The 25,410-nt window shown below is 62.8% G+C and carries 25 protein-coding genes, 2 tRNA genes and 1 riboswitch; of the genes, 14 read left to right on the top strand and 13 right to left on the bottom strand.

The genetic code is table 11. The annotated features are described in order from the left end of the window. Positions 1 to 7: 7 nt before the first annotated feature. From ACOOE1_RS04250 to ACOOE1_RS04215, 8 genes are read right to left on the bottom strand one after another with little or no spacing between them, the layout of a single operon-like run. The gene (locus ACOOE1_RS04250) at positions 8 to 1,498 is read right to left on the bottom strand and encodes a monovalent cation/H+ antiporter subunit D family protein (protein WP_420405094.1); all 1,491 of its coding nucleotides are present in this window, start codon (positions 1,496 to 1,498) and stop codon (positions 8 to 10) included. After that, a complete protein-coding gene (locus tag ACOOE1_RS04245) occupies positions 1,495 to 2,982 on the bottom strand; it encodes a monovalent cation/H+ antiporter subunit D family protein (RefSeq protein WP_420405093.1) in 1,488 nt (495 codons plus the stop codon). Before ACOOE1_RS04245 ends, ACOOE1_RS04250 begins: the two co-directional genes overlap by 4 nt. After that, positions 2,979 to 3,386, bottom strand: a complete 408-nt coding sequence (locus ACOOE1_RS04240; RefSeq protein WP_420405092.1) for a cation:proton antiporter subunit C — start codon at positions 3,384 to 3,386, stop codon at positions 2,979 to 2,981. The genes ACOOE1_RS04245 and ACOOE1_RS04240 overlap by 4 nt, the downstream gene beginning before the upstream one ends. 3 nt (positions 3,387 to 3,389) lie before the next feature. Then, positions 3,390 to 3,827, bottom strand: a complete 438-nt coding sequence (locus ACOOE1_RS04235; protein ID WP_420405091.1) for a Na(+)/H(+) antiporter subunit B — start codon at positions 3,825 to 3,827, stop codon at positions 3,390 to 3,392. Further along, complete coding sequence (locus tag ACOOE1_RS04230) at positions 3,824 to 4,411, bottom strand: DUF4040 domain-containing protein (protein WP_420405090.1); 588 nt, start codon at positions 4,409 to 4,411, stop codon at positions 3,824 to 3,826. Before ACOOE1_RS04230 ends, ACOOE1_RS04235 begins: the two co-directional genes overlap by 4 nt. Continuing rightward, a complete protein-coding gene (gene mnhG, locus ACOOE1_RS04225) occupies positions 4,411 to 4,752 on the bottom strand; it encodes a monovalent cation/H(+) antiporter subunit G (protein ID WP_420405089.1) in 342 nt (113 codons plus the stop codon). The genes ACOOE1_RS04230 and mnhG overlap by 1 nt, the downstream gene beginning before the upstream one ends. Next, the gene (locus tag ACOOE1_RS04220; protein WP_420405088.1) at positions 4,752 to 5,054 is read right to left on the bottom strand and encodes a monovalent cation/H+ antiporter complex subunit F; all 303 of its coding nucleotides are present in this window, start codon (positions 5,052 to 5,054) and stop codon (positions 4,752 to 4,754) included. The genes mnhG and ACOOE1_RS04220 overlap by 1 nt, the downstream gene beginning before the upstream one ends. After that, positions 5,051 to 5,539, bottom strand: coding sequence for a Na+/H+ antiporter subunit E (locus tag ACOOE1_RS04215; RefSeq protein ID WP_420405087.1), 489 nt, complete (start codon positions 5,537 to 5,539; stop codon positions 5,051 to 5,053). Before ACOOE1_RS04215 ends, ACOOE1_RS04220 begins: the two co-directional genes overlap by 4 nt. 212 nt (positions 5,540 to 5,751) lie before the next feature. Between ACOOE1_RS04215 and prpB the strand changes: the two genes are divergently transcribed. Next, positions 5,752 to 6,660, top strand: coding sequence for a methylisocitrate lyase (gene prpB, locus ACOOE1_RS04210; protein ID WP_420405086.1), 909 nt, complete (start codon positions 5,752 to 5,754; stop codon positions 6,658 to 6,660). Between the two features lie 112 nt (positions 6,661 to 6,772). After that, the gene (locus ACOOE1_RS04205; RefSeq protein WP_420405085.1) at positions 6,773 to 7,633 is read left to right on the top strand and encodes a branched-chain amino acid aminotransferase; all 861 of its coding nucleotides are present in this window, start codon (positions 6,773 to 6,775) and stop codon (positions 7,631 to 7,633) included. A gap of 48 nt (positions 7,634 to 7,681) precedes the next feature. Here the strand turns inward: ACOOE1_RS04205 and ACOOE1_RS04200 are convergent, their stop codons facing one another. Together ACOOE1_RS04200 and ACOOE1_RS04195 are read right to left on the bottom strand one after the other, a co-directional pair. Further along, positions 7,682 to 8,623: an ABC transporter substrate-binding protein gene (locus ACOOE1_RS04200; protein ID WP_420405084.1), complete on the bottom strand. Its 942-nt coding sequence runs from the start codon at positions 8,621 to 8,623 to the stop codon at positions 7,682 to 7,684. Continuing rightward, positions 8,624 to 9,394 carry an ABC transporter permease gene (locus tag ACOOE1_RS04195; RefSeq protein ID WP_420405083.1) on the bottom strand — a complete coding sequence of 257 codons (771 nt, stop codon included), beginning with the start codon at positions 9,392 to 9,394 and terminating at the stop codon, positions 8,624 to 8,626. Between the two features lie 49 nt (positions 9,395 to 9,443). Further along, positions 9,444 to 9,547: riboswitch (TPP riboswitch) on the bottom strand. A 113-nt stretch (positions 9,548 to 9,660) separates the two neighbouring features. On the opposite strand from ACOOE1_RS04195, the gene ACOOE1_RS04190 reads away from it, so the two are divergent. The 7 genes from ACOOE1_RS04190 to ACOOE1_RS04160 all read left to right on the top strand — a co-directional run bounded on the left by ACOOE1_RS04190 (position 9,661) and on the right by ACOOE1_RS04160 (position 14,334). Next, complete coding sequence (locus tag ACOOE1_RS04190; RefSeq protein WP_420405082.1) at positions 9,661 to 11,142, top strand: NAD(P)-binding domain-containing protein; 1,482 nt, start codon at positions 9,661 to 9,663, stop codon at positions 11,140 to 11,142. Next, positions 11,139 to 12,314: an acetoin utilization protein AcuC gene (locus ACOOE1_RS04185; RefSeq protein ID WP_420405081.1), complete on the top strand. Its 1,176-nt coding sequence runs from the start codon at positions 11,139 to 11,141 to the stop codon at positions 12,312 to 12,314. The genes ACOOE1_RS04190 and ACOOE1_RS04185 overlap by 4 nt, the downstream gene beginning before the upstream one ends. A gap of 231 nt (positions 12,315 to 12,545) precedes the next feature. Then, positions 12,546 to 12,914 (top strand): DUF192 domain-containing protein, encoded by a 369-nt coding sequence (locus ACOOE1_RS04180; RefSeq protein WP_420405080.1) that lies wholly within the window; start codon positions 12,546 to 12,548, stop codon positions 12,912 to 12,914. A 150-nt stretch (positions 12,915 to 13,064) separates the two neighbouring features. Next, a tRNA-Pro gene (locus tag ACOOE1_RS04175) sits at positions 13,065 to 13,141 on the top strand. Positions 13,142 to 13,274: 133 nt separating this feature from the next. Continuing rightward, a complete protein-coding gene (locus ACOOE1_RS04170; protein ID WP_420405079.1) occupies positions 13,275 to 13,814 on the top strand; it encodes a CC0125/CC1285 family lipoprotein in 540 nt (179 codons plus the stop codon). Between the two features lie 112 nt (positions 13,815 to 13,926). Next, positions 13,927 to 14,241 (top strand): ETC complex I subunit, encoded by a 315-nt coding sequence (locus ACOOE1_RS04165; RefSeq protein ID WP_420405078.1) that lies wholly within the window; start codon positions 13,927 to 13,929, stop codon positions 14,239 to 14,241. A 16-nt stretch (positions 14,242 to 14,257) separates the two neighbouring features. After that, positions 14,258 to 14,334 (top strand) — tRNA-Arg (locus tag ACOOE1_RS04160). Between the two features lie 12 nt (positions 14,335 to 14,346). Here the strand turns inward: ACOOE1_RS04160 and ACOOE1_RS04155 are convergent. Beyond that, entirely contained in the window at positions 14,347 to 15,933 is a 1,587-nt protein-coding gene (locus ACOOE1_RS04155; RefSeq protein ID WP_420405077.1) for an AMP-binding protein, read from the bottom strand. A 763-nt stretch (positions 15,934 to 16,696) separates the two neighbouring features. Here ACOOE1_RS04155 and ACOOE1_RS04150 point away from each other — a divergent pair. Continuing rightward, positions 16,697 to 17,821 carry a porin gene (locus tag ACOOE1_RS04150; RefSeq protein WP_420405076.1) on the top strand — a complete coding sequence of 375 codons (1,125 nt, stop codon included), beginning with the start codon at positions 16,697 to 16,699 and terminating at the stop codon, positions 17,819 to 17,821. A gap of 110 nt (positions 17,822 to 17,931) precedes the next feature. Continuing rightward, on the top strand, positions 17,932 to 18,177 hold the full coding sequence (locus tag ACOOE1_RS04145; RefSeq protein ID WP_420405075.1) for a helix-turn-helix transcriptional regulator: 246 nt from the start codon (positions 17,932 to 17,934) through the stop codon (positions 18,175 to 18,177). On the opposite strand, the gene ACOOE1_RS04140 is transcribed toward ACOOE1_RS04145, so the two are convergent. Next, the gene (locus ACOOE1_RS04140; protein ID WP_420405074.1) at positions 18,166 to 19,149 is read right to left on the bottom strand and encodes a DMT family transporter; all 984 of its coding nucleotides are present in this window, start codon (positions 19,147 to 19,149) and stop codon (positions 18,166 to 18,168) included. The genes ACOOE1_RS04145 and ACOOE1_RS04140 overlap by 12 nt on opposite strands. A gap of 124 nt (positions 19,150 to 19,273) precedes the next feature. Between ACOOE1_RS04140 and ACOOE1_RS04135 the strand changes: the two genes are divergently transcribed. Together ACOOE1_RS04135 and ACOOE1_RS04130 are read left to right on the top strand one after the other, a co-directional pair. Further along, on the top strand, positions 19,274 to 21,148 hold the full coding sequence (locus tag ACOOE1_RS04135; protein WP_420405073.1) for an ATP-binding cassette domain-containing protein: 1,875 nt from the start codon (positions 19,274 to 19,276) through the stop codon (positions 21,146 to 21,148). 28 nt (positions 21,149 to 21,176) lie between these two features. Then, on the top strand, positions 21,177 to 22,766 hold the full coding sequence (locus ACOOE1_RS04130) for a rhodanese-like domain-containing protein (RefSeq protein ID WP_420405072.1): 1,590 nt from the start codon (positions 21,177 to 21,179) through the stop codon (positions 22,764 to 22,766). A 12-nt stretch (positions 22,767 to 22,778) separates the two neighbouring features. Here ACOOE1_RS04130 and metC read toward each other — a convergent pair whose 3' ends face one another. Then, positions 22,779 to 23,963 carry a cystathionine beta-lyase gene (gene metC, locus ACOOE1_RS04125; protein WP_420405071.1) on the bottom strand — a complete coding sequence of 395 codons (1,185 nt, stop codon included), beginning with the start codon at positions 23,961 to 23,963 and terminating at the stop codon, positions 22,779 to 22,781. 383 nt (positions 23,964 to 24,346) lie between these two features. On the opposite strand from metC, the gene ACOOE1_RS04120 reads away from it, so the two are divergent. After that, the gene (locus tag ACOOE1_RS04120; protein ID WP_420405070.1) at positions 24,347 to 25,390 is read left to right on the top strand and encodes an amino acid ABC transporter substrate-binding protein; all 1,044 of its coding nucleotides are present in this window, start codon (positions 24,347 to 24,349) and stop codon (positions 25,388 to 25,390) included. The last annotated feature ends 20 nt before the right edge of the window (positions 25,391 to 25,410 follow it).

Here is a 25,410-nt window from a genome sequence, read left to right as displayed (position 1 = left end):
GCCAGCCTCACTCTACGATTGGACGCAGCAACGCGATTATCGCGTCGGCATAGAAGAACAACACGAAACAGCCGAGCGCCGTCAGGCAGGGTGGCAGCACGCACAGCAGCGGCGCTTCCTGAATCCCGCTTTTCGACGGCGCGACCGCGGCGCCCGCGGAGGCGGTCGCGAGATCCGGGGCAGGGCGGAAGAAGCCCCGGGCGACGATCGGCATCAGGTAGGCGATATTGAGCAGCGAACTGATCATGTAGATCGCGACGACGATCAGCATTCCGGTCTCGGCGGCGCCGAGCACCAGATACCATTTGCTCCAGGTTCCCGCGAGCGGCGGCAGCCCGATGATCGAGAAGGCGCCGATGCAGAACGCGGCGAAGGTAAAGGGCATCTTGCGCCCGAGGCCCTGCATGTCGCTGATTTCGGTCTTGTGGGTCGCGACATAGATCGCGCCAGCGCACATGAAGAGGGTGATCTTGCCGAGCGCGTGGGTCGCGATGTGCAGGGCTCCGCCGAGGATGGCGTAGTGGTTTGCCAGCGCGGCCCCGAGAACGATATAGGCGAGCTGACTTACCGTCGAATAGGCGAGCCGGGCCTTCAGGTTGTCCTTGCTCATGGCCACCAGCGAGGCGGTCAGGAGCGTGAAACCGGCGACCCAGATCAGCCAGTTCGCGGCACCGGTCTCGGCCAGGAAATCGATCCCGAAGATATAGACCACGACCTTGAGGACGGTGAAGACGCCGGCCTTCACCACGGCAACTGCATGCAGCAGGGCGCTGACCGGCGTCGGCGCGACCATGGCCGAAGGCAGCCAGCGATGGAACGGCATCAGCGCCGCCTTGCCGATTCCGAACATGTAGAGCGCGACAAGGAACGGCAGCAGCACCGGATCGACCTTGCCGGAGAGAATGCCGCCAGCGGTGAAGTCGAGCGTTCCGGCGGCGATCCAGGTCCAGATGATGGCGGCCAGCTGCAGTCCGATCGAGGTGCCGATCAGGATGCCGAGATAAGTCCGGGCGCCCCGTTTCGCCTCCTCGGTCTCCTTGTGCGCAACCAGAGGATAGGTCGAGAGGGTCAGGACCTCGTAGAAGACGAAGAGGGTGAACATGTTGCCGGCGAAGGCAATGCCCATGGCGCTGGAGATTGCGATCGTGAAGCACATGTAGAAGCGGGTCTGCTTCTTCTCGCCGTTGCCCCGCATGTAGCCGATGGAATAGAGCGAATTGACGATCCAGAGACCGGAGGCGATGCAGGCGAACAGCATACCCAGAGGCTCGATCTCGAACGAAAGGGAGAGGCCCGGCATGACCTCCAGCAGGTCGACGCTCGGACGTGCGCCGTCGAGCACCTCGCTCAGCAGCGAGAGCACGATGGCGAAGAGCAGGACCGAGGAGGCCAGCGTCACGGCTTCGCGCAGGTTCGGCGACTTTCCGGTGAGCCAGATCAGGACCATGCCGACCAGCGGCAGGAAGAGAGTCGCGAGGAGGGCGGTTTCGGGGCTCATTGCATCACTCCCACAAGCCCTTCGGCTGCAGCACGCGCGACGGCGACGGTGAAGTCCGCGTCAACCCCGAAATACACGTTCGCGCCGACCAGAACCCATGTCGGGATCAGCATTGAGAGCGGCGCCTCGCTGACAGTGCGGCCGGGGGCCGGATCCTTCAGATACGCGGCTTCAATAACCCGCCAGATATAGATCACCGCGAGCAGCGAGCTGGCGACGATCAGGGCTACCAGCCACCAGGCTTCCTGCGCGAGCGCGGCGGAAATCAGATACCATTTGCTGATGAAACCCACCGTCAGCGGAACGCCGATCAGGCTGAGACCGCCGGTGACGAATGCGGCCATGGTCCAGGGCATCTGCCGGCCGATGCCGGCAAGATCGCTGATATGGACCGAGCGGACGCGCATGAAGACGCAGCCGAGCGCCATGAAGAGCGCGCCCTTCATCAGGGCGTGATTGAACAGGTGCAGCATCGTCGCCATCACGCCGGTCACGCTGAGCAGGCCGAAACCGAGGATCATGTAGCCGATCTGCGCGACGCTGGAATAGGCCAGCATGCGTTTCAGATTGTATTGGTAGATCGCGGCGATGGAGCCGGCGAACATGCCGGCGAGCGCAAGCGGAATGCCGACCGTTCCCGCCATCGGGGCAAGCAGGCCGGAGCCCGTCCCGAACACAGTGAAGGAGAAGCGCAGCAGCAGATAGACGGCCGCCTTGGTCGCCGTTGCCGCGAGGAAGACCGTGACCGCACTCGGGGCGTGTGTGTAGGCATTCGGCAGCCAGGTGTGGAGCGGGAAGAGCGCCAGTTTCAGGGCCAGACCGACGACCACGAATGCGAAAGCGACGTCGACAGTGCGGGTTTCCTCGACTGCCTCCAGCCGGACGGCGATGTCCGCCATGTTGAGGCTGCCGGTGGCCATGTAGAGCAGACCGACGCCGATCACGAAGAAGGTCGCGCCGACGGTGCCGAGGATCAGGTAATTGTAGGCGGCGGTCAGCGCCCGGCGGTCGTTGGAGGATCCCGCGGCGACCAGCACGTAGGTCGAGAGCGAGGAGATCTCGAGGAAGACGAACACGTTGAAGGCGTCCGCCGTCGCCGTAATGCCGAGCAGTCCGGTCAGGCAGAGGATGTAGGCGGTGTAGAGCAGGCTGTGCAGCTTCTCGGGGACTTCCGCCTCGAAGCTCCGCTTCGCGAAGGGCAGGACCACCGACGAGATGCCGGAGATGATCAGCAGCACGATCCCGTTGCTCGCATCGACCCGGTACTCGATCCCGAGCGGCGCCATCCAGCCGCCGATCTCGTAGCTTAACGGGCCGCTCTCCATCACGGTTTGCAGCAGATAGAGCGAGCACAGGAACGAGCCGACGCTGACGATCAGCGTGAAGATCCAGGCAAGGTTGCGCATCCGGAGGACGGAACAGATCGGCGCTGCCAGCAGCGGGCCGGCGACCTGCAGGATGGGAAGATGCTCGGCACCGATCATCGGGTTTCTCCCTCGGTCCCGGCTACGCGCGCCTGCTCGATTTTCATCACGGCGACATTGAGGTCTTCCAGTTCGTCTTCCTCGATCGTGTTGTATGTCTCCTGGATACGCACGACGAGCGCGAGACCTAGCGCAGTCGTGGCAATGCCGACCACGATCGCGGTCAGGATCAGCACATGCGGTAGCGGGTTGGAAAAAAGCTCGTCCTTGCCGGTCAGGATAGGAGCAGTGCCGCCTTCCGCCTTGCTGAGACTGATGTAGAAAAGGAAGACAGAGGTCTGGAAAACGTTCAGACCGACAAGCTTCTTAACCAGATTGCCGCGGGAAATGACGATGTAGAGCCCGAACAGCATCAGGGCGACTACGATCCAGTAATTGTATTTGTCGAGAAGGAGCTCAAGCATGGCTTACCAGTCGTCATCCTGAATATCGTCGGTACGACCGGCAAAGGCGAAGAAGATCGCGATGATCACGCCGGTGACGGTCACTCCGACGCCGAACTCCACCACGATAATGCCGAGATGCTGGCCGCCTGTCGGTGTCGCGGCGAGCACATCGTAATCCAGATAGGTGCCGCCCAGAAGCAACGAGGCCACGCCGGTCCCGGCAAAGATCAGCAGGCCGAGCGGAACCATGATCGCAAGCCAGCTTGCCGGAAATGCCCTTCGCGCGGTTTCCACTCCGTAGATCAGGGCATAGAGCACGAAGGCGGCTCCGAAGATCACGCCAGCCTGGAACCCGCCTCCGGGGCCGTAGTCGCCATGGAACTGCACATAGAGCGCATAGAGAAGAATGAACGGTATAAGCAGCTTCGAGACAACGCGAAGGATAAGGTGATGTCTCATGCCTTATCTCCCGACGTCTCGGGTTCTGGATCGTCGGCCTCGTCCTCGCGGCGCCGGCGCCCGATCAGGAACCAGACGCCGATCCCGGCTGTAAAGACCACTGCGACCTCTCCAAGCGTATCAAAGCCGCGGTAGCTGGCCAGAATTGCGGTGACGATGTTCGGCACTTGGATATCGTCGCGCGAACCGGCGATATATTCGGGAACTATATGATTGAAACCCGCCGCTTCGGTCGAGCCGAAGGGTGGCATATCGACGGTGCCATAGATCAGCGCGGCGCCGACAGCGAGACAGACGATCAGCGGTCCGATGCTGAGTCTTGCCGGGTGCTTCTCGCTGCGCCGGGTCAGTGTCATTGCCCCCAGCATCAGAACCGTCGAGATCCCGGCACCGACGGCTGCCTCGGTAAAGGCGACGTCGACTGCGTCGAGGGTGAAGAAGACCGCCGCCGTGAGCAGGCTGTAGATGCCCGACAGCATCGCGGTTGCAAACAGGTTGCGAGAGCGGATTATTCCGATGGCGGTCACCGCCAGCAGAGTCATCAGAGAGATGTCGACGGCGACATTCACGAGTCCGGAGCCCATCACTTCTGCTCCCCGATGCCGGACTGAAGGTCCTTGGCCGGAACGCCGAAGGGACGCAGCCCGACGGAATTGGCCGCGTTGGCAAGGGCGTGTGTCGCGGTCGGGCTGGTAAAGAAGATGAACAGCGAAATCATCGCCAGCTTCACCGTGACGAGAGACCATCCGGCCTGCAGCATCATCGCGACGAGCAGGAGTTCGGTACCGAGCGTATCGGTGATTCCGGCTGCGTGCAGGCGGGTATAGAAGTCCGGCAGCCGGAGCATGCCCAGAGTGCCGGTAAAGACGAAGAACACGCCCGCGAGGATGAAGCCCCAGGACAGGATGTCGATCAGGAGCTGCATCAATTTACTCCTTCGCTTCCATTGCCGTTCTCGGTCTCGCCGGCGATCCCGAGATTGCGGTAACGGAAGAACTTCAGGATCGCGATGGTGCCGACGAAATTCACCAGCGCATAGAGAAGGGCGATATCGAGAAAGTCCGGGCGCCCGCCGATGAACCCGAGCACAGCGATCAGCAACACGGTCTTGGTGCCGAAGCTGTTGCCCGCGAGTACGCGATCATAGAGCGTCGGACCCATCAGGCCCCTGGTGAGGGCCATCAGCATGGGAATGATCAGGCCGGCTGCGGCCACGGCGAACATCATTTGATTTTCGCCTCCACGGCGGTCACGCGCGCATCCATGTCGCTTTCCATCAGGCCCCGGGCCATCTCGTCTGTGATCGCGTGCACCAGGATATCCTCATCGTCGATATCGACCGAAACCGTCCCGGGGGTGAGAGTGATCGAATTCGCGAAGGTTGCGAGGCCGACGTCGGTCTGCTGGCTCGCCTTCACCCGGATCATGCGCGGCGAAAGCTCCATCTTCGGGGAGAGGACGATCTTGGCGACATCGATGTTTGCCTTGCCGATTTCCTTGGCCAGCCAAAGCCAGTACCGGACGAGGCTTGGACGCAGATTGACCGACACGGGGTTTCCGTCGATCCGGTCCATGCGGATTGCGAGCCAGACGCAGAGAATCAGGGACGCGACACCGAGACCGAGTACCAATTTATGGTCGAGACTGATCGAACCCGAAAGCAGCATCCAGAAGGCGGCCAGGCTCGCCCCCAGACTTAAGATGTGCCCCATCGACCTTTCCCCGCTCGTTCCCGGACCAGACTCTCTTGACCTCGCAGGCCTCGGTCTGGTGTACCAGGAACCAATCCGACAGCGCGCCTGCAATGTCAATATAGTGACGGCAATGCAATGACACAGGGGTTAATCGGAGCGCAATCTCCGTCGCTGAAAAAACCTGTTCCGCATTCCGGCGAAGCAATGAAAAACGAGGAGGGTATATAAACATGTCTTGGCTTTTGCAGGAGGGAGCGGATCGATCGGCTGCCGGAGACCGCCTCGCGGCACTTTGGAAGCGGCCGGGTATCGTTCGAATCCCCGGAGCCCATGACGCTCTCTCGGCGGTCATTGCGCGCGATGCGGGGTTCGAATCGCTCTATCTGTCGGGAGGTGCGCTCTCCGCAAGCCTCGCGCTGCCGGACCTCGGCATGATGACACAGGAGGAACTCGTCGGGCAGACGCGAAGCATTGTCCGCGCCTCCGGCCTGCCGCTCGTGGTCGATGGTGATACCGGCTACGGCGAGGCGCTGAACGTGATGCGACTGTGTCGTGAACTGGAAGAGGCCGGCGCGGCGGCGGTTCAGCTCGAAGACCAGGTGTTGCCGAAGAAATGCGGCCATCTCTCGGACAAGCTGTTGAACGATCCGGAGTCGATGTGCGCGAAGATCGCCGCGGCGCGAAAGGCCCGTCGCCATCTCAGGATCATCGCGCGAACCGATGCGATGGCTTCGGAGGGACTGGATTCCGCGATCGAGCGTGCGCGGGCCTATATCGCCGCCGGGGCCGACGCGATCTTTCCGGAAGCGTTGACGGAGGAAGCGCATTTCCGCGCTTTCTCGGAGGCGCTCGACGTGCCGTTGCTCGCCAACATGACCGAATTCGGCAAGACGCCTTACTACACGGCAGAGCAGTTCGAGAGTTGGGGGTTCAAGATGGTCATCTGGCCGGTGACCTCTCTCAGGGCCGCCGCCGGTATTGTTCGCGATCTATATGCACACCTCGCCGCACAGGGGAGCCAGGAGGGATTTCTCGAGCGCCTTATGAGCCGCAAGGATATCTACAGGCATATTGGCTACAGCGAATACGAAGCGTTAGACGGGAGTATCGCTGCCAGCGTCGTGCCCGATACCGAGTGACAGCTGCCGGGTTTCCGCCGAAAAATTGTCTCCATGACAAAGTTGAGATAGCAGCTCCGGAGCATATAGGTCAGAAATACTGTCCTGTTTTGTTGCCAAGGGAGCCTGTAGAATGAAACAAATATTCTGGCGCAACGGCGAATGGCTATCAAACGAACCGATGGTCAGCGGTCCGCTGCAGATCTCATTCTGGTCTGGCAGTTCCGTTTTCGACGGGGCCAGGGCCATCAGGGGCGCGCTTCCCGACATTGCCTTGCATGCCGAACGGGTGGTGAATTCGGCCAAGGCGATGCTGCTCGATCCGGGGCTGGACGCGCGCACCATCGAGGGGCTCTGCCGTGAGGCTGCAGGGCGGCTGCCGGCCGATACGGACTACTACATCCGGCCGATGTTCTACTCGACGAGCCAGGGCGTCGCGCCTGAAGGAAGCGATACGGAGTTCGTGCTTGCCGTCTTCGAGGCGCCTCTCCCGGAGCCGATCGCGGGACGGGCCTGCCTCTCGAGCTTCCGGCGTTGTGCAACCGATCAGGCGCCGACGAACGCAAAGGCGGGCTGCCTCTATCCGAACGGGCAGCGCGCCCTGATGGAGGCACGTGAGCGCGGTTTCGATCTGCCGGTGATGCTCGATCCGGACGGCAATGTCGCGGAATTCTCCACGGCGAACATCTGGATCGTGAAGGACGGGGTGGCGAAGACTCCGGCGGCGAACGGCACCTTTCTCGCCGGCATCACCCGCAAGCGGCTGACCGGCCTCCTGAAAGAGGGCGGCATTCCGGTAGAGGAAGCGGTCCTCTCGGCCGAGGATCTCGCGACCGCCGACGAGATGATCGTCTGCGGAAATTTCGGGAAGATTCAGGCGATCAGCGGATACGAGGAGCGCGAGATGGCTCCGGGACCGGTCTTCGAGCGCGCCCGAAAGCTCTACATGGACTTCGTCGAGAGCGAACGGCAAGAGCAGGCCGCTGCCGAGTAACGGCATGCTCCCGCGCCTTCTCCGGAGAAGGCGCGGGAGCGCGGTTCGTTACTTTAACTCCGTCGCATAAGTTCCCACGCCCATTGATTTATTTATCAATCCGGACTCGCGCATGAAGGCCGCAAAGCGTTCGTACCGTCCGGTATCGAGCGCCGCCGGGCGCAGCGCGAAGCGCGGCAGGGTGTCCCGCCAGGCCCGCTTGTTCAGCTCGTCGTCGAGTTCCTTCCGCCCGTTGATAAAGGCCGCCCAGGCCTCGCTCGGATGATTGACCAGATACTGGGTCGCGCGTTCGACCGCGGAGAGGAATTTTTTCAGTCGCGGATCGCCGAGAGCGTCCCTGTGCGCGATATAGATCAGCTCGTCATAGGGCGGGACACCTTCCTCCTCGACGAAGAAGGCGCGCCCGGGCTGACCGACGATATCCATCTGGTTGAGCTCGAAATTCCGGAAGGCGCCGATCACGGCGTCGACCTGGCCGGAAATGATCGAGGGTGAGAGCGAGAAGTTCACGTTCACCAGTTCGACGTCGGACAGCGAAAGGCCGTGCTTCTTCAGCATCGCGCCGAGCAGAGCATCCTCGAAACCGCCAACGGAGAACCCGACCTTGCGGCCCTTCAGATCGGCGATCGACTTGATCGGGCCGCTCTCCAGCGCCACCAGGGTATTGAGCGGTGTCGCGACGAGTGTCCCGAAGCGCACCAGTGGCAGGCCTTCCGCCGCCTGGATATGCAGTTGCGGCTGGTAGGAGACTGCGATCTCGGCCTTCTTGGCCGCCACCAGTTTCGGCGGATCGTTCGGATCGGCCGGAGCGATCAGCTCGACCTCGAGGTCCTCGGCGGCAAAGAAACCTTTCTCTTCGGCGATGATCAGCGGTCCATGGTCCGGATTGACGAACCAGTCGAGCAGCACTGTCAGCTTGTCGGCGGCGCGGGCCGGGCCTGTGCCGAGCATGACGAGCGCCAGCAGCAGCGCGACGGTGCGGATAAACATTCAAATTCCTCCGGTGTTGGTGGTGGGCCGGGCTTCGCCGGCTTGCCAGGGCATCGCGGCCCTGAGCAGGAAATCGACCCCGTAGTACAGCGTGATTGCGAGGATCGAGAGTGTGAAGAGGGCCGCGAACATCAGGTCGATCTGCAACCGGGCATTGGCGTGCAGCATCAGGTAGCCGAGCCCTGAACTGGAGCCGACCCATTCGCCGACGATGGCGCCGATCGGTGCGACGGCGGTCGCGACCCGCAGGCCGGACGCGAAAGCGGGCAGGGCCGCGGGCAGGCGGACATGCAGCAAAGTGTCGAGCCGCCCGGCGCCGAGCGTGCGGGCGCAATCGATGAAAAGCGGGTCCGTCCGGCGCAGTCCGTCATACATGGCGGCGGTGACGGGAAAGAAGATGATGAGCGCCGCCATCGCCACCTTCGAGGCCATTCCGTAACCGAGCCAGAGTACGAGCACGGGGGCTAGCGCGAAGACCGGCACTGCCTGGCTGATGACGAGCACCGGCAGGAGCCAGGGACGCAGGCGTGACGACCAGCTGAGCACGAGTGCCGCCGCGGCGCCGAAGACGGTTCCGAGACCGAGGCCGAGAAGGATTTCGGCCAGCGTCGTCCCGGCATGGTCAAGAATGAGCCCGGAGCGCTGCCAGAGCGCTTCCGCGACCGGCCAGGGCCCCGGCAGGATGTAGGGCGGCGCGCCGCTGAGGCTGACGATGCCCTGCCAGAGTATCAGCAGCCCGGCGAGGATCACGAGAGCGCGAATCACCGCCACGATGTTGAACCGCGTGAAAGATGTGGTCTTGAAACATGCGGCCGAACGCCGATGGACATCTGGCTCTCCCTCCGCCGGCATTACCCGGATCAGGTTAAGGGTCGTTCCTACCGGAACCTCTCAGCCGCCGATGCGGCTCCCCTGAACGGCCTCGATAATGAGCGAGCTTTTCCGGGATGGCAAGCGGGGGAAACCGGCCCCTCTGGATGACGGAGCGAAAGCGCGCTACCTAAGAAACCCGAGACAGATGTTTCTGCGGGGATCATGTGAGCGACGCCGGACCGGCTACCGGACTTGATGCGCTGGAAGCGCGGGTCCGCGACGACCTCAGGGCTATTTCCTACCCCGACGGGAACTGGGTTCCCGAGCGGCGCGCGCGCGACGGCCGTCCGGTGCTGGACGTGCTGGTCATCGGAGGCGGGCAGGGCGGTCTCGCCATCGCTCACGCATTGAAGCGGGCGCGCATCGAACGCGTGCGCATCGTCGACCGCGCGCCGGAAGGGCGCGAGGGCCCGTGGATGACCTACGCACGAATGCCGACCTTGCGCTCCCCGAAGGAGGTCAACGGTCCCGACCTGGATATCCCGTCCCTGTCATTCTACGCGTGGTTCATCGCCCAGCATGGCGGGACGCGATGGGCGGCGCTCAACAAGATCGCAAAGGAGGACTGGGCCGCCTATCTCCTCTGGCTGAGGCGGGTCCTGGATATCCGTATAGAAAACGGGATCGCGGCGGAACGGATCGCACCGGTTCCGGAAGGCGACCTGATCGCCGTGGAGCTTGCGGAGTCCGGATCGGGAGGATGCGAGACCGTCCTTGCGCGCAAGGTCGTCATCGCGACCGGTATCGAAACACCGGGAAAATGGTGGACGCCCCCAGAAGTTGCCGCGCTCGACCGCGAATTCTGGGCGCATGCTTCCGAACATATCGACTTCGAAAGCCTGAAAGGTCGCCGTGTTGCCGTGCTCGGCGCCGGTGCATCGGCGTTCGACAATGCCGCAACGGCGCTGGAGGCGGGGGCGGCCAGCGTGACCGTTTGCTGCCGGCGCGCCGAATTACAGAGGGTGCAGCCCTTCAAGTGGCTCTCATTCCCGGGGTTTCTCGGACATTTCTCCGACCTTGAGGATTCCTGGCGCTGGCGCTTCATGAATCATCTGCTGACCCTGCGGGAAGCATTTCCGAGGGAAACCTGGGATCGCGTGGCGAAACACGAGAGCTTCGAACTGCTGACCGGCGCGCCATGGCTTGCCTGCAATACTTCGGACGGTCATATCGCGATCGAAACACCGAAGAAAAAGCTCGAGGCCGACTTCCTGATCGTTGGGACCGGGTTCGACATTGATCTCGCGGCGCTTCCCGAACTCTCCGAGATTGCGGCAAAGGCGGCGCTCTGGCGCGACCGCTTCCGGCCTCCGGCTGACGAGGAAAACTCGCGCCTCGGACGTTATCCCTATCTCGACCCCACTTTCGCCTTTCAGGAGAGAGAACCCGGCACCGCCGCCTGGCTGCGGCATGTGCGCCTCTTCACCTTTGGCGCAACGCTCAGTTTCGGGCCGTCCGGTTCCTCGATCAATGCGATGAAATTCGCGGTTCCACGTCTCGTCTCCGGCATCGTGCGTGATCTTTTCTCCGAGGATGTGGAGCAGCACTGGGAGAGTCTCAAGGCTTATGATCTCCCCGAGTTCCTGCTTCCCGGGGAAGACGGCACGGCCGCGCCGCAGCGGGCGGTGATCGGCAGGACCTCATGACCGTCGAAGCGTCGCAAACCGATCGGCCGCCCCGCGCACGCATCCCGGTGTCGTTTCCGCGGCGACCGATCCTGATCGGAAGCGAGATCTATCGCCGCTCGCGCTATGGTGTGAAACACCCGCTCTCGATTCAGCGCGTGACACCCGTCATGGATCTCGCACATGCGCTCGGGCTGCTCTCCGACGATCTGTTCGTCGACAGTCCCATGGCCTCGCCGGAGGAGTTGTCGCGGTTTCACGCACCCGACTATATCGCTGCGGTCGTCGCGGCGGAACGGGACGGGCGGGTCAGCGACGAGGTCAAGGAGAAGTACAATATCGGCCGCGCGGGCAATCCGGTCTTTCCCGAGATCTTCAGCCGCCCGGCGACCGCTGCCGGGGCCTCGCTGCTTGCAGGCAGGACGCTCGCCTCGGTCGAGCGCGGGGTGATTCATTCTCTTGCCGGCGGGACCCATCACGGGCGCCGGGACATGGCCTACGGTTTCTGTTTCTTCAACGATCCGGTGCTGGGCATTCTGGCCATGCTCGACAGCGGGCTTTCACGCGTCGCCTATGTCGATCTGGATGCCCATCACGGTGACGGGGTGCAGGACGCTTTCCACGACGACGATCGTGTGCTTACCGTCTCGATCCACGAGGACGACCGCTGGCCCCGCACCGGGTCCGCCGAGGACCGCGCCGGCGGCATGGCGCGGAATTTCCCGGCGCCGAAAGGACTGAACGATAGCGAGTTCCGACATCTGATCGAGGAAGGTGTTGTTCCGCTCGTCGAGATGTTTGCCGCGGACGCGGTCGTGATCCAGAGCGGGTGCGACGGGCTCGCCGACGACCCGCAGAGCAAGCTCGAGCTGTCGAACAACGCGCTGTTCGAGGCCGTTCGGCGGCTCTCCTCGCTGGCACCGCGGGTTCTGGTCGTCGGAGGAGGAGGCTACAATCCCTGGGCCGTCGCCCGATGCTGGACCGGAATATGGGCAACGCTCAATGGGCAGGATCCGCGCGACATCGACATGGATACGGGAGGCGAGCGCATCCTTCGGGAACTGCTCTGGAACCATAGCCGCGGCCGAAATCCGCCGGAGCACTGGTTCACGACTCTGGCGGACCGGCCGAACGAAGGCGATGTGCGGGCCGAAGTGGTCGATCTTGCGCGCTTGGTCAGACGCCCCGGATGATGGACCTTGCGTCGCCTGGAGGTTCTTTCAGCGTAAGGTTTCCCTGTGAATCACCAGCGAAGAGCAATCAATGGAGCGACTGTTCGACAGCATGTCTCCGGGAGGCGGGATACAAACATGAAACTGCACCGCAAATTCGGATTTCCGGGATTAGTTCTCATTGCATTGTTCTCATGTTCGATTCCATGGGGACGCGCAGCTGCCGATCCGAGCGAGAGCACGTCCCGTCTGGTGATACACAGTGCCGAAGACACGCATGTCTTTTCGGTAGAACTCGCGGACACGCCGGAGGCGCGGGCGCGCGGTCTGATGTTCCGCAGAGAGCTTGCAGAAGATGCCGGGATGCTCTTCATCTATCCCGGAAAGTCCCGGGTCTCGATGTGGATGAAGAACACCTATGTCAGCCTGGACATGCTGTTCCTTGACCGCGATGGAACCGTCCTTCACATAGCGGAGCGTACCGTTCCGCACTCGACCAAGGTCATATCGTCACGATTTCGGGTGAAAGCGGTCCTCGAAGTCGTTGCCGGAACGGTCGCACGGCTCGGCCTTCGGAAGGGTGATCGGGTTGAGCATTCCGCGCTTGAGCGTACCGGGTGACCTGGATCGGTGTCGAAATGAACTTGCCGTCCACGATGCTGACGAACCGCATGCTCGCCTGGACAGATTCCGCTCCCTGCCTCTGGCCGGAAATGAACAGTTGCGCCGGAATGCGGGAGAAGTTAGGAAATCCGCGCCTTTGGGCATTGTCGGGGTGTAGCGCAGCCTGGTAGCGCATCTGCTTTGGGAGCAGAGGGTCGGCGGTTCGAATCCGTCCACCCCGACCACCATCGCAATCTTTTAAGCGATCGTGACGGCTCTGACTGCGTTAGATGTAGAAATTGAGAATGAGACCTATTATCGTCTTGTTCTCGTCCAGACCGGGATGGGGAAACCCCAGACAGCCGGGAGGTGCCCGTCATGAGGACTCTTCAACCGTTGCGCCGCACGGCCTTCCTGGCCGGGGTGCTGGCACTAGCCGCGGCACTGGGCGCCTGTTCGACACCGACGCCCTACGCCCCTGCAGATGATCGCTTCGGATACAAGGACAGCAGCATTGAGCGGGACCGTTACCGGGTCAGTTTCAATGGCAATTCGGCGACGGACAGGGAGACGGTCGAGACATACCTGCTTTATCGCGCCGCGGAACTGACGCTGGAGAACGGGCAGAGCCATTTCGTCATCGTGCTGCGGGATCTCGACAAGAACGAACGGTACGTTCACCACAGCTACTACCCCTTCGACTACGGAACCTATGGCTATTATGGCTATCACGGCGGGTATTATTTCCGCCGCAGCGTATTAGCCGGTCCCTCGGACAGCATCCCGATCGCCCGTTATGAGGCCATCGCGGAGATCGTCATCGGCGGCGACGAGCTCAAGGCCGAAGGTACGGATTCATACGACGCGCGCGAGGTTCTCTCCACCCTCGGTCCGAGAATCGTCCGGACACCCGGCTGAGTGTCAGCCGCATTGACCTCTGCCCGCCTTTGAGCGATACGAAACCCGAGCTTATGCCTTCCGGGCGCCGATAAGGTCCGGTGGTATCTCGGAGACGAGGAGAGAGAATGCGATGACCGTGCGGATTTACCGGCCGAGCAAGACCGCCATGCAGTCGGGACGGGCCAAGACCAAGCGCTGGGTCCTGGAACCGGAACTCGAAACCGCTCGGCGTCCCGAACCCCTCATGGGCTGGGTCAGCAGCGGTGATACCAAGAACCAGATCAGGCTGACCTTCGAGACCAAGGAAGAGGCTGTCGCCTACGCGAAGAAGCACGGGCTCGACTACATCGTGCAGGGCGAGCACAAGCGCAAGCTGAAGCCGAAAGGCTATGCGGACAATTTCGCGGCCGACCGGTTCGCCACCTGGGGCACCTGGACCCACTGAATCACAACGGTTTCGCGGCCCCGTAGCTCAACTGGATAGAGCACCGGACTTCTAATCCGACGGTTGCAGGTTCGAGTCCTGCCGGGGTCGCCAGTTTCCGGATCTTCAGGCGCCGGAAAGCGCCGCTTCCGCCAATTCCCGCAATTTCTGTTTCTGCACCTTGGTTCCGTTAGGGCCGGTCACCGTTTCGAAGGCGGATACGGGAAGGACGAGCCGGGGCACCTTGTATTTCGCGAGCTGCGCGACGCACAGCGCGCGCAGGGCTTCGGGATCCGCAGTCTTGCCCGGCGCCGCGATGACGAAGGCGACCGCGACGGGCCCGTCGCCCGACTGGACGCCGACCACCTGGGCGCTCTCGATATCCTCATGATCCTCGAGCACGCCCTCGATCTCCCGCGGGCTGACGAGGAAGCCGCCGAGACGCATGGTGTCACCCATCCGGCCCTTGAAGTGGAACCTTCCGTCGGGCTCCATCACGCCGGCATCCCCGGCCAAGAACCAGCCATCCCCCGAGAAAGCGGCCGCCGTCGCTTCCGGGTCCTCGAAATAGCCGACAAACCGACTCGGTCCCTTGAACTGGAGGGCGCCCATTTCGCCGACGGGAAGCTCGTCGCCCGTCTCCGGATCACAGACCCTGACCTGCCCGAGAGAGGAAACCGGGTAGCCCCCCGGCTTTGCGCGCTCCCGGACCGGCCGACTGGCGGGCTGGGCCGCGAAGAGGGCCTGCAGCTCGCTCATTCCGAAAAGTCCACGCAGAACGATGCCGGCCTCGCGTTCCGCCCGCTCGACCAGGCCCTCCGCGTTGGTTCCGGTAAAAGAGGCGAAGCCGACCTCGCGCAGCGGGTCGAGCTGGCCGGGCATCGCGTCGTCGAGAAGGCGGATCAGCATGTCGTCGGTCGCGTTGAAATGCGTCGTCCTGTGTTTTTCGATCAGGTCCAGCGCGCTGGCCGAGCTGAAGGCGTCCATCAGGATTGTCGGGCGACCGTTGGCGAGTGCTCCCATGAGCTGGGAGAAACCGAACACGCCGCAGAGCGGCAAGGCTCCGAGCATAACGGCATCCGCATCCGTGTAGCCGAGGGCGGCGCCGGACTCCTTGCCGTGTTGAACGATCGCCTGCTGGCTGTGCATCACCAGCTTCGGCGCCCGCGTGGTGCCGGAGGTGGCGAACATGGCGCAAGGCCGGGAGCCGTCGACCGGCGGGAAAGTACCGGATGCCGTTGCGGCAAGGCTGCCATAGGAAACGGTCTCGCCGACAGGTGCGGCCGCCGGTTCCGGCGAGCAGTTCACAACATGCGTCAGGTTTGAAAGGGAGGCTGCCGGTACGGATGCGAGGATGTCGAGGAAGGGAATTCCCCTGAAGCCGGCGGCTATCGCCAGTAGTTTCGCCCGGGTCCGTTCCAGGAGACCTTCCAGCTCCGTCTTCTGGTAGCGGGTATTCACGATCACGGAAATCGCGCCGAGGCGCGCGGCGCCGAAGACGAGGGCCACCATCGGGATACCGTTCGGCAACCAGACCGCGATCCTGTCGCCTTTGCCGATCCCGAGCGATGAGAGGCCCGTGGCGACCCGATTCACTTCGTCCTCCAGTCCCGAGAAACTGACACTTTGCGTACCGGCCACCAACGCGGTCCCGTCAGGCTGTTCCAGGGCAAGGCGGGAAAGGAGATCGGGGAGGGAGTCAGCTCGGTTCATATCGTTTCTCCGATCCTAGGACGGTCGCGCCCGTCGCATTCCTCGTTCGGGCCGCACTCGTGCCGGTTCGATCCGTCGGGGCTGTTCTTCCAGAGGGGCGTGCTCATGGCGCGGTCATTCGTCTGTGCAAAGTTCGCTCCGGAGCCCTGAAGGGCCCGGGGAAGGCGGGGGCACCTGATCGTGAAGAACGAACAGGTGGGTTCTCGGGAGTATCATGCGTCTCAGGCGTGGACAATTGCCAACCCCGTCGGAATCCGTGCCGAGCAGGCCTGGAACGCGGCCGAGCAAATCGCCCTGCCGCACCTCCGAGGCGTGTCGCAGGTGACAATGCTACTGGCGGCGTCCGCAAGGCTTCGGAGGACGATGTCAGAGCATCGGGCCAGGTTCAGCGGGTCTTGGAAACCCTGAGCCGCGAGGCGGCCAGCCTCTCCGAACGGATCGACCGCATTCTTGCCGCTGTTCGTACCGGTTGATTCGTCGCCGGCGTCGATGGGAATCTGTGCCGGAAATTCAACTCCCCGCATTCGGCAATAATCCGTTTCCCGTGCGTCTCACGCGCCGGGCTGGAGTGTGAGCAAGGTAATTCGGGGGGCGCCCTGCGACATCACAAATGAGTGCATCGCGCGCCAATTGTGGAATTCTCCTTCCAGCCTCACTTGTGAGAAATCGGGCCAGGTGCGGCGGATGTCTGCCGGCCCGCTTCTGACCACTTGATCGACGCCGGGACGAGAGGAATCCGGACCGGTGCACGGGAAACCAAATCATGCGCGAAAATCCAGCACGCAAAGCACTCTTGCAGACTACCGCTCTCGTCGCGGCGAGCCTGCTTCTATCCACCGATGCGGCAAGTGCCGCGGAAAAGCTCAAGCTCTCGGTCGGGGGATATGCCGAACAGTGGTTCGGATACACGGATATCGACGACGAGGGGAACAGCAGTCTCGACCTCAGCGGCTTCGACGTGAAATCCGACACGGAGATCCATTTCGCCGGCAGTACCAAGCTCGACAACGGCCTGGAGGTCGGGATCAACGTCCAGCTCGAAGGCAACAGCAACGCCAGCGACCAGATCGACGAAAGCTATCTGACGCTGCGCGGCAATTTCGGCCAGATCGATATCGGCGACGAGAACTCCGCACTCTACAAGACCCACGTGGCGCCGAAGGAATTCGGCATGGGGATCAATTCCGGGGACACGATCGATTGGGAACTGACCGGCTCCACCTCGATCGGCGACGGCGGATATTTCAGGGCACCGTTCGGAGGCACTTTTGTCGAGCCCGCGCGGGCGAACGACTCGACCAAGTTGACCTATTACACACCGAGGATCGAGGGATTCCGGCTCGCCATGTCCTACGCGCCGGACAGCAACCAGGACAACAATGTGCAACCCGACCGCGATGCGGGGCTTTCAGACGGCGTCATGGCCAGCGCTGACCTGCGCCGTGAATTCAGCGGCGTGACCGTCGCCGCATCGGCGGGTTACGGCACCTTCCTCGAGACAGCGTCAGGGCAGGACGAGCCGCAGGCCTATGCCTTCGGGCTCACATTGGATTACGGCGGTCTGCAGGTTGGCGGATCCTTTGCCGCTTTCCAGGATTCCGGCGCCCATGACGGGGACGGCTACACGCTCGGTGCGGCCTACGATTTTGGTACGTACGGAGTGAGCATGACCTACCTGCACGGCGAGCGGGCCGGCCTTTCGGGAAGCACCGCTCCCGCCACTGTACAGGCTGACCGGGATACGATTGCACTGGCGGGCCAGTATATTCTCGGCCCGGGAGTGAGCGCGCAGGCGACGCTCGGATACTCCGAATATACCAGCGACACGGGCGGTGCCGGCGACGTCCAGGCGGCCTATGCCATCACTGGGATCCGGCTGACGTTCTGAGATCGGCTGCGGAGGAGCGCATCCGTGCTCCTCCGCGTCTTCTGTTGAGCACTTTGTGCGCTTACTTCTCGGAAAAAAAGCGCATATAATGCGCTTTCCAAGGAGGCGGCATGACGTCCGGTGAGTTCAAGAAATTGCGCAAGTTCCTGAAGCTTTCGCAAAAGGAGATGGCCGAGGCCCTCGGGCTGAAGCGGCGTATGATCCAGTATTACGAAAAGGGAGAGCGCGACGGAGAGCCGCTCGACATCCCCAAGGCGGTCGAGCTCGCGTGCTACGCTCTCGCGGCGGGAGTCCGGGAATTTACCTTCGTCGGCCCCAAGCGCGCATCCCGCAAGACAACCGGTCTAACGGTCTGATTGCGCCGCTTCCTCGGTCCGCCGGACCCGTTCCCGGTGCAGGATGTAGAGACCGCTGCCGATCACCAGCAAGGTTCCTGTGACGATCCAGAGGTCCGGGATGTTCCCCCAGACCACGAAGCCGATGAGGACCGCCCAGACGATGCTGGTGTATTTGAAGGGAGTCACGAAGCCGGCTTCGCTGTAGCGAAACGCCTCGATCATCAGGAATTGAGCCGCACCGACGAAGATGCTGCTGACCGCGAGTAGGCCGGCTTCCTGCCAGCCGATCGGTTTCCATTCCTCGAAGGCCAGGCTGGCGAATCCGGACAGCGTGACAAGCGTCATGCCGACCGCCAGCATCGAGAACGTGGTTTCCGTCCTGTGCATCTTCCGGGTCACGATGTCCCGGAAAGAGCCCAGCACCGTCGCCAGAAGCGGCAGGAGTGCCACGGTGGAGAAGGTGGCTGGTGTCGGCTTGACCATGATGAGCACGCCACAGAACCCGACCAGGATCGCCGTCCAGCGACGCCAGCCGACCTGCTCGCCCAGAAGCGGTACGACGAGGGCAGCCGTCACGATCGGGCCGGCGAACGCGATCGCAGTGGCGTCGGCGATCGCCATTAGTTTCAGGGCCCAGATGAAGCTGTAGGTGCTGCCGACGATGACACCTGCCCGGATCAGCTGGAGGTCCCATCGGGTCACACGCAACTGCGCCCGCCGTCCGGTCGCGAAGGCGAATCCGAAAAGGAGTATCAGAACGAGCACGCCGCGGAGCGCGATGACCTGCCCGACCGCATAGTCCGCGGTCAGCCATTTGGCGATGCCGTCATTCAGGGTCACGAGCCCGATGCCGCCTGTCATGCAGGCGGCACCGTACATCCATCCAAGCCGCGGCGCGGCTTCTCCGTCGGCCGGTTTGACCGGAAGCGGAGTTGCGGACGGGCTGATCGGCTGAGCGCCCACGATGATGGTTTCTTTTTCGGGAGACACGGAAAGTGACCTTTTGTTGGCTTCGACCCTCTACCGCTCCTCCCGATTTTGCAACCCTGCTCACGCGGGATTGGCGTCGTTCGAGGCAAGTGCTATCAGGCGTGCCATGATCCAGATAACCGACATGACGTTCCGCATTGCCGGCCGCACCCTGTTCGATGAGGCTGCGGCCACGATTCCCGATGGTCACAAGGTCGGGCTTGTCGGGCGCAATGGCACCGGGAAATCGACGCTCCTGAAGCTTCTGACCGATGAGTACCATCCTGACGGGGGCGAAATAATCGTCAGTGGCGGTCGCGGGGTCGAGGATCCGATCGGTATGGTCAGCCAGGAGGCGCCAAGCGGACCGGATACGCCGCTCGAAGTGGTGCTGCGTGCGGACAAGGAACGCGAGCGCCTGCTGCACGAGGCGGAAACGACGGAAGACCCGATGCGCATTGCCGAGGTGCAGACCCGGCTCGCCGATATCGGCGCGCATGCGGCGCCCGCCCGCGCCGCATCGATCCTTGCCGGGCTCGGGTTCGACGACGCCATGCAATCCGAGCCGATGTCGAGTTTCTCCGGTGGCTGGCGTATGCGCGTCGCGCTCGCGGCAGTCCTGTTCGCCGAGCCTGAGATCCTGCTGCTCGACGAGCCGACGAACCACCTGGACCTGGAAGCGACGGTCTGGCTGGAATCCTATCTCGCCAGATATCCGAAGACGCTCGTCATCGTCAGCCATGACCGCGGGTTGCTGAACAAGGCGGTCGACGCGATCCTGCATCTCGAGAACCTGAAGCTGACCCTCTACCAGGGAGGATACGACCGGTTCGAGAAGACCCGCGAGGAAAGGCTGGCGCAGATCGAGGCGCAGCGGGCAAAGCAGAGTGCCCAGCGCAAGCACATGGAAGCCTTCATCGAGCGCTTCCGCTACAAGGCCTCGAAGGCCCGCCAGGCCCAAAGCCGCATCAAGGCGCTCGAAAAAATGGAGAAGCTTCCGGATGCGGTGAACGAACCGACTACGCGCTTTTCCTTTCCGAACCCGGAAGAGCTGCCGCCGCCGCTGGTGACGTTCGAGAATGCGAGCGTCGGCTACGAGACGGGAAAACCGATCTTGAGAGGTCTTGGGTTCCGGATCGACGGCGACGACCGGATCGGTCTGCTTGGCCGCAACGGCAACGGCAAGTCGACGCTGGCGAAACTGATCGCCGGCCGGCTCGCTAAGTTCGACGGCGAAGAGCACCGGACCGCCAAGCTCAGGGTCGGTTTCTTTGCCCAGCACCAGATCGAGGATCTCGATCCGGAAGCAACGGCGGCAGAGCAGATGGCGCGCCTGATGCCGGGCGCACTGCCGGACAGGGTGCGGGCACGGCTCGGCGGCGTCGGCCTGGTGCAGGACAAGCAGACGACGAAGGCCAAACATCTCTCGGGCGGGGAGAAAGCGCGGCTGACGCTGGCGCTGATCACCCATGACAGCCCGCACATCCTGATTCTCGACGAGCCGACGAACCATCTCGATATCGACGCGCGCGACGCTCTGGTGCAGGCGCTGAACGACTATACCGGCGCGGTGATCCTGATCAGCCACGACCGCCGTCTGCTGGAGCTTACCGTGGACCGGCTCTGGCTCGTCGCGAACGGGACAGTAAAGCCCTATGACGGCGATCTCGACGGTTACCGTGACTGGCTTCGCCAGGAGGAGCGGGCCGCGCGTTCGGGAAATGCGGTCGAGGAGCCCGAGAAGAAGAACGACCGCAAACAGGCACGTCAGGAATCAGCGGAGCGACGCCGGCAGACAGCCGATATCCGGAAGAAGATCCGCGAGGCGGAGAAGAAGCTGGAGAGGCTGTCGGAGCGCAAGGCGAAGCTGGAAGAGAGACTTGCCGATCCGAAGATCTACGAAGGTCCGACGGCGGACCTGAAGCAGATGATTTTGAAAAAGGAATCCGTGGACCGGGAAATCGAAAGCGTCGAAGCTGAGTGGCTGGAAGCGGAAGCCGCGCTGGAACAAGCAAGTTAAACAGAAGAACACTGAGGGGGAGGAGGGCATGGCCCGCACGATATCCGCACGGGAACTGCACGATGCGCTCTACGGCTCGCAAGAGTTTGCCTTGATCGATGTCCGTCCCGAGGCCGTCTACGGCGCCAACCATATCCTTCTCGCAAGCAACATTCCGCTTGGTCTGCTTGAACTCCGGATCGCGGACCTGGTGCCCCGGATTGGCACCCCGGTCACGCTCTGCGACGGCGGAGAGGGGCTGGCGGAGGCGGCTGCGGAGAAGCTGGCCGAACTCGGCTATGCCGATATCTCGATTCTTGAGGGTGGGGTGAACGCCTGGGGCGCGGCGGGGCTTGAACTGTTCAGCGGTCTCTACGTTCCGAGCAAGGCGTTCGGTGAGTTCGTCGAGCACGAATACGGGACACCGTCGGTCTCCGCCGAAGAACTCAAGGAGATGATGGAGTCCGGCGAAGACATGGTGGTGCTGGATTCCCGGCCTATGAGCGAGTTCACCATGATGAACATCCCGACCGGCATCGACATGCCCGGCGCGGAACTGGTGTACCGGGTCCAGGAGGCGGCGCCGAACCCGGAGACGACCATTGTCGTCAATTGCGCCGGCCGCACGCGGAGCATCATCGGGGCCCAATCTCTGATCAATGCCGGCATTCCGAACAAGGTTGTGGCGCTGCGCAACGGTACCATGGGATGGCATCTCGCCGGCTATAGGCTCGAGCATGGCAACATGCGTCCGCCGCCGCAGGTCACCCCCAGCGGCGCGGAACTGGCGCGGCAGCGCGCCCGGGCCGCTGCCGACAGGTTCGGGGTCGGACGGGTCGACGCCGGAACGCTGGCCGCCTGGCGCCGCGAGCGCGGGCAGCGGACGCTCTATGTGCTGGATGTGCGGACGGAAGAGGAGTTTGCCGCCGGGCACCTCGCGGACGCCCGGCATGCGCCCGGCGGGCAACTGGTGCAGTCGACGGACGCCTATATGGCCACACGGCGCGCGCGCGTGGTGCTGGTCGACCCGGAAATGGTCCGGGCTGAAATGACCGGAAGCTGGCTGCGACAGCTCGGTTGGGACGAGGTCTATGTGCTGGAGGACGGGCAGGACATGGAAACGCTGGAGACCGGAGCAAGGCCGCCGCTGCTGGCAGGCGAACTGCCTGCAGTCGAAATGCCCGCTCCGGCGGAGGCGAAGCGCCGGGTCGATGCCGGGGCGCTCTTTGTCGACCTGACCCGCAGTCTGGATTACCGGGACAGCCATGCCGAAGGTGCGCGCTGGTGTTCGCGAGAGGGGCTCGCCGCGGCAGTGGCCCAGACCGGAGCGGAAAGCGTCGTGTTGATCGCGGCCGACGAGCGGCTCGCCCGTCTTGCGACGAAGGACCTGACAGAGAAGGGCATCATGGCGGCCGCCGTCGCTGGCGGAACCGCCGGGTGGGAGTCCGCCGGACTGCCGATGGCGGCGGGAATGGGGGAACCGCTGGCGGCGCCCGACGACGTCTATATGCGTCCCTATGACAAGGATGCGGGCCGCGAGGAGATGGAACGGCGCATGAACGCCTACCTCACCTGGGAGATCGCGCTGGTCGACCAGATCCGCCGCGAGGGCGGGATCTCCTTCCGGTCCTATCGCTGACAAGGCCGGCGCTCAGGGGAGGGCCTCAATCCGCTCGAAGCCGGCTTCGAGATCGGCCTTGAGGTCGGCTATGTCTTCGAGTCCGGCGTGGATACGGAGGAGTTGACCGGGTTCGTCCCAGGACGTCGCGCTGCGCGCTGCGGCCGGATCACCCGGCAGGATCAGGCTCTCGTAGCCCCCCCAGCTGGCGCCCATGCCGTAAAATTCGAGACCGTCCAGGAATGCGGCCAGCGCGGCGCGCGAAACGGGTTTGAGCACAAAGGAAAAGAGTCCGCTGGCGCCGGTGAAGTCGCGCTTCCATATCTTGTGACCGGGACAGGACGGCAGCGCCGGATGAAGAACCCTGGCAACCTCGGGCCGGGCTTCCAGCCAATGCGCCAGTTCCAGTGCGTTCGCCTGGTTCTCGGCAAGCCGCACCGCCATGGTGCGGAGCCCTCTTTGTGCGAGATAGAGATCGTCCGGCCCCGGACAATTGCCCTGCATCATGACGCAGTCCCGGATCGATGCCGCATGTGCCTCCTGGCTCACGATCGCTCCCATCATCACGTCCGAATGGCCGCAGATATATTTCGTCACGGCTTCGACGACGATATCGACACCATGTCCGAAGGCGTCGAAATAGAGGGCCGTCGCCCAGGTATTGTCCATGATGACCGTGGCGTCGTGCTCGCGAGCGGTCTTGGCAAGGGCGGGAATATCGCAGATCTCGAAGGTCATCGTGCCCGGCGCCTCGAGATACACGACCCGGGTGTCGGGGCGGATCATCCCGGCCAGAGCTGCCGGCTGCATGGGATCGAAGAACGTCGTCTCCACACCGAAACGCTGCAGGAAACCGGCGGCGAACTTGCGGGTCGGGAGATAGACGTTGTCGGTCATCAGGATGTGATCTCCGGCGGAGACCTGGCTCAGGATCGCGCAGCAGATCGCTGAAAGCCCAGAGGAAACCGCAACACAGTCATCCGCGCCATAGACCGCCGCAACCGCCTCTTCGAAAGACCGTGTGGTGGGCGTGCCGCGACGTCCGTAGCGATACCCCTTGAAGTCCGGCTTCCGTGAGGTCTCCAGGGCATCGAGCGACGGTTTCAGGATCGTCGAGGCATGGAACACGGGGGGATTGACCACGCCGTGGTTCGCATGCGGCGCGCGACCGGCATGCGTTATCAGCGTTTTCTTTCGGGGTTCGGCACCGCGTTTCATGACTTCTCCGGAAATAGCGCGTGATCTGATCCTGACGGGAATTTTAAATCTTAGGAGTAAAAAACCACGGTTGTCCGCCGAAAATCCGTCAGGAAGGCATGCGCGGCATGAACATATCTGAACGGGCGGGTCGTCTCGCACTTGCAAAACACATCAACTGCGTGTTGGAATTATGTCAACTGTCATGCAGACCGGCTCCAAGGTCGCCCAATATTCGTTCAAGCGGAACGGATCGAGGCCAAGACAAAAGCCGAGAAGCCGGAAACCATGGCGGTGAACAACGACCGGGATCAACGGGGGCGATCCCAGAATAAATGTCAGGGATTAGCAGACCGGGACAACCGGCCGTCGTTAACCGAAACGAAAACAGGGTGGGTTTCAGGATGAAGAAACTGAGTCTTTTGGGCCTTGGCCTCGGCATGCTTGCCAGCCTCGGCGTTACTGCCGGCGAAGCGTCCGCGCAGAGCACGCTGGATATTGTAAAGCAGCGTGGCATGCTCCGGTGCCAGGTCGGAACGCCGGCGCCGGGCTTCTATCAGCTTGACGAGCAAGGCAACTGGTATGGCAGCGATGTCGCCGTCTGCCGCGCGATCGCCGCTGCGATTTTCGACGATCCGTCGAAAGTCGAGTTCCAGTCCGTAACCAGCGCTGTGCGTTTCACCGCGATGGCGAACGGTGAGTCCGACGTCCTTTCCCGGACGACGACCTGGACGCTGTTCCGCGACACGCAGCTTGGCCTCGACTTTACCGCCATCAACTTCTATGACGGCCAGGGCTTCATGGTGACCAAGGATTCGGGCATCAAGAGCGCGCTGGAACTTGAGGGGGCGACCGTCTGCGTGCTGACCGGCACCACGACCGAGCTCAACCTCACCGACTATAGCCGGACCAACAATCTGGACATCGAGCCGGTGGTGTTCGAGGACTCCAACGTCCGCGACGATACCTTCGCCAAGGGCGGCTGTGACGCGATCACCAACGACAAGTCCAGCCTGGCCTCGACCCGTGCGAAGTTCCCGGATCAGAGCGCTTACACGATTCTGCCGGAAACCATCTCCAAAGAGCCGCTCGGCCCGGTTGTGCGCCAGAACGACTCCCAGTGGATGGATATCGTGCGGTGGACGGTCTTCGCCCTGATTCAGGCCGAGGAAATGGGAATCGACAGCACCAATGTCGAAGCCATGGCCGCCAATCCGACCAATCCGGAAATGGCCCGTATGCTCGGCGTCGAGGGTGACCTGAACAAGGGGCTCGGCCTCGAGAAGGACTGGGTCGTCCGGATCATCAAGCATGTCGGCAACTATGGCGAAGTGTACGACGAGTACATGGGCACCAAAGGCAAGTTCGCCATCGGCATTCCGCGTGAAGGCAGCCCGAACGCGCTGTGGACCGACGGTGGCCTGATGTACTCCCCGCCGTTCCGGTAAGACCTCCTAAGCAGCAGGCC

It is taken from the genome of Nisaea sp. (assembly GCF_965216895.1).
Taxonomy (GTDB): Bacteria; Pseudomonadota; Alphaproteobacteria; order Thalassobaculales; family Thalassobaculaceae; genus Nisaea.
Note: the sequence above shows the minus strand (reverse complement) of the source record. Positions and strands in the feature narration are given on the sequence as shown.

Coding starts and splice junctions, on each gene's coding strand:
- ACOOE1_RS04250 (WP_420405094.1), bottom strand. CDS start 1,498: ATGAGCCCCGAAACCGCCCTCCTCGCGACTCTCTTCCTGCCGCTGGTC.
- ACOOE1_RS04245 (WP_420405093.1), bottom strand. CDS start 2,982: ATGATCGGTGCCGAGCATCTTCCCATCCTGCAGGTCGCCGGCCCGCTG.
- ACOOE1_RS04240 (WP_420405092.1), bottom strand. CDS start 3,386: ATGCTTGAGCTCCTTCTCGACAAATACAATTACTGGATCGTAGTCGCC.
- ACOOE1_RS04235 (WP_420405091.1), bottom strand. CDS start 3,827: ATGAGACATCACCTTATCCTTCGCGTTGTCTCGAAGCTGCTTATACCG.
- ACOOE1_RS04230 (WP_420405090.1), bottom strand. CDS start 4,411: ATGGGCTCCGGACTCGTGAATGTCGCCGTCGACATCTCTCTGATGACT.
- mnhG (WP_420405089.1), bottom strand. CDS start 4,752: ATGCAGCTCCTGATCGACATCCTGTCCTGGGGCTTCATCCTCGCGGGC.
- ACOOE1_RS04220 (WP_420405088.1), bottom strand. CDS start 5,054: ATGATGTTCGCCGTGGCCGCAGCCGGCCTGATCATTCCCATGCTGATG.
- ACOOE1_RS04215 (WP_420405087.1), bottom strand. CDS start 5,539: ATGGGGCACATCTTAAGTCTGGGGGCGAGCCTGGCCGCCTTCTGGATG.
- prpB (WP_420405086.1), top strand. CDS start 5,752: ATGTCTTGGCTTTTGCAGGAGGGAGCGGATCGATCGGCTGCCGGAGAC.
- ACOOE1_RS04205 (WP_420405085.1), top strand. CDS start 6,773: ATGAAACAAATATTCTGGCGCAACGGCGAATGGCTATCAAACGAACCG.
- ACOOE1_RS04200 (WP_420405084.1), bottom strand. CDS start 8,623: ATGTTTATCCGCACCGTCGCGCTGCTGCTGGCGCTCGTCATGCTCGGC.
- ACOOE1_RS04185 (WP_420405081.1), top strand. CDS start 11,139: ATGACCGTCGAAGCGTCGCAAACCGATCGGCCGCCCCGCGCACGCATC.
- ACOOE1_RS04170 (WP_420405079.1), top strand. CDS start 13,275: ATGAGGACTCTTCAACCGTTGCGCCGCACGGCCTTCCTGGCCGGGGTG.
- ACOOE1_RS04165 (WP_420405078.1), top strand. CDS start 13,927: ATGACCGTGCGGATTTACCGGCCGAGCAAGACCGCCATGCAGTCGGGA.
- ACOOE1_RS04155 (WP_420405077.1), bottom strand. CDS start 15,933: ATGAACCGAGCTGACTCCCTCCCCGATCTCCTTTCCCGCCTTGCCCTG.
- ACOOE1_RS04150 (WP_420405076.1), top strand. CDS start 16,697: ATGCGCGAAAATCCAGCACGCAAAGCACTCTTGCAGACTACCGCTCTC.
- ACOOE1_RS04145 (WP_420405075.1), top strand. CDS start 17,932: ATGACGTCCGGTGAGTTCAAGAAATTGCGCAAGTTCCTGAAGCTTTCG.
- ACOOE1_RS04135 (WP_420405073.1), top strand. CDS start 19,274: ATGACGTTCCGCATTGCCGGCCGCACCCTGTTCGATGAGGCTGCGGCC.
- ACOOE1_RS04130 (WP_420405072.1), top strand. CDS start 21,177: ATGGCCCGCACGATATCCGCACGGGAACTGCACGATGCGCTCTACGGC.
- metC (WP_420405071.1), bottom strand. CDS start 23,963: ATGAAACGCGGTGCCGAACCCCGAAAGAAAACGCTGATAACGCATGCC.
- ACOOE1_RS04120 (WP_420405070.1), top strand. CDS start 24,347: ATGAAGAAACTGAGTCTTTTGGGCCTTGGCCTCGGCATGCTTGCCAGC.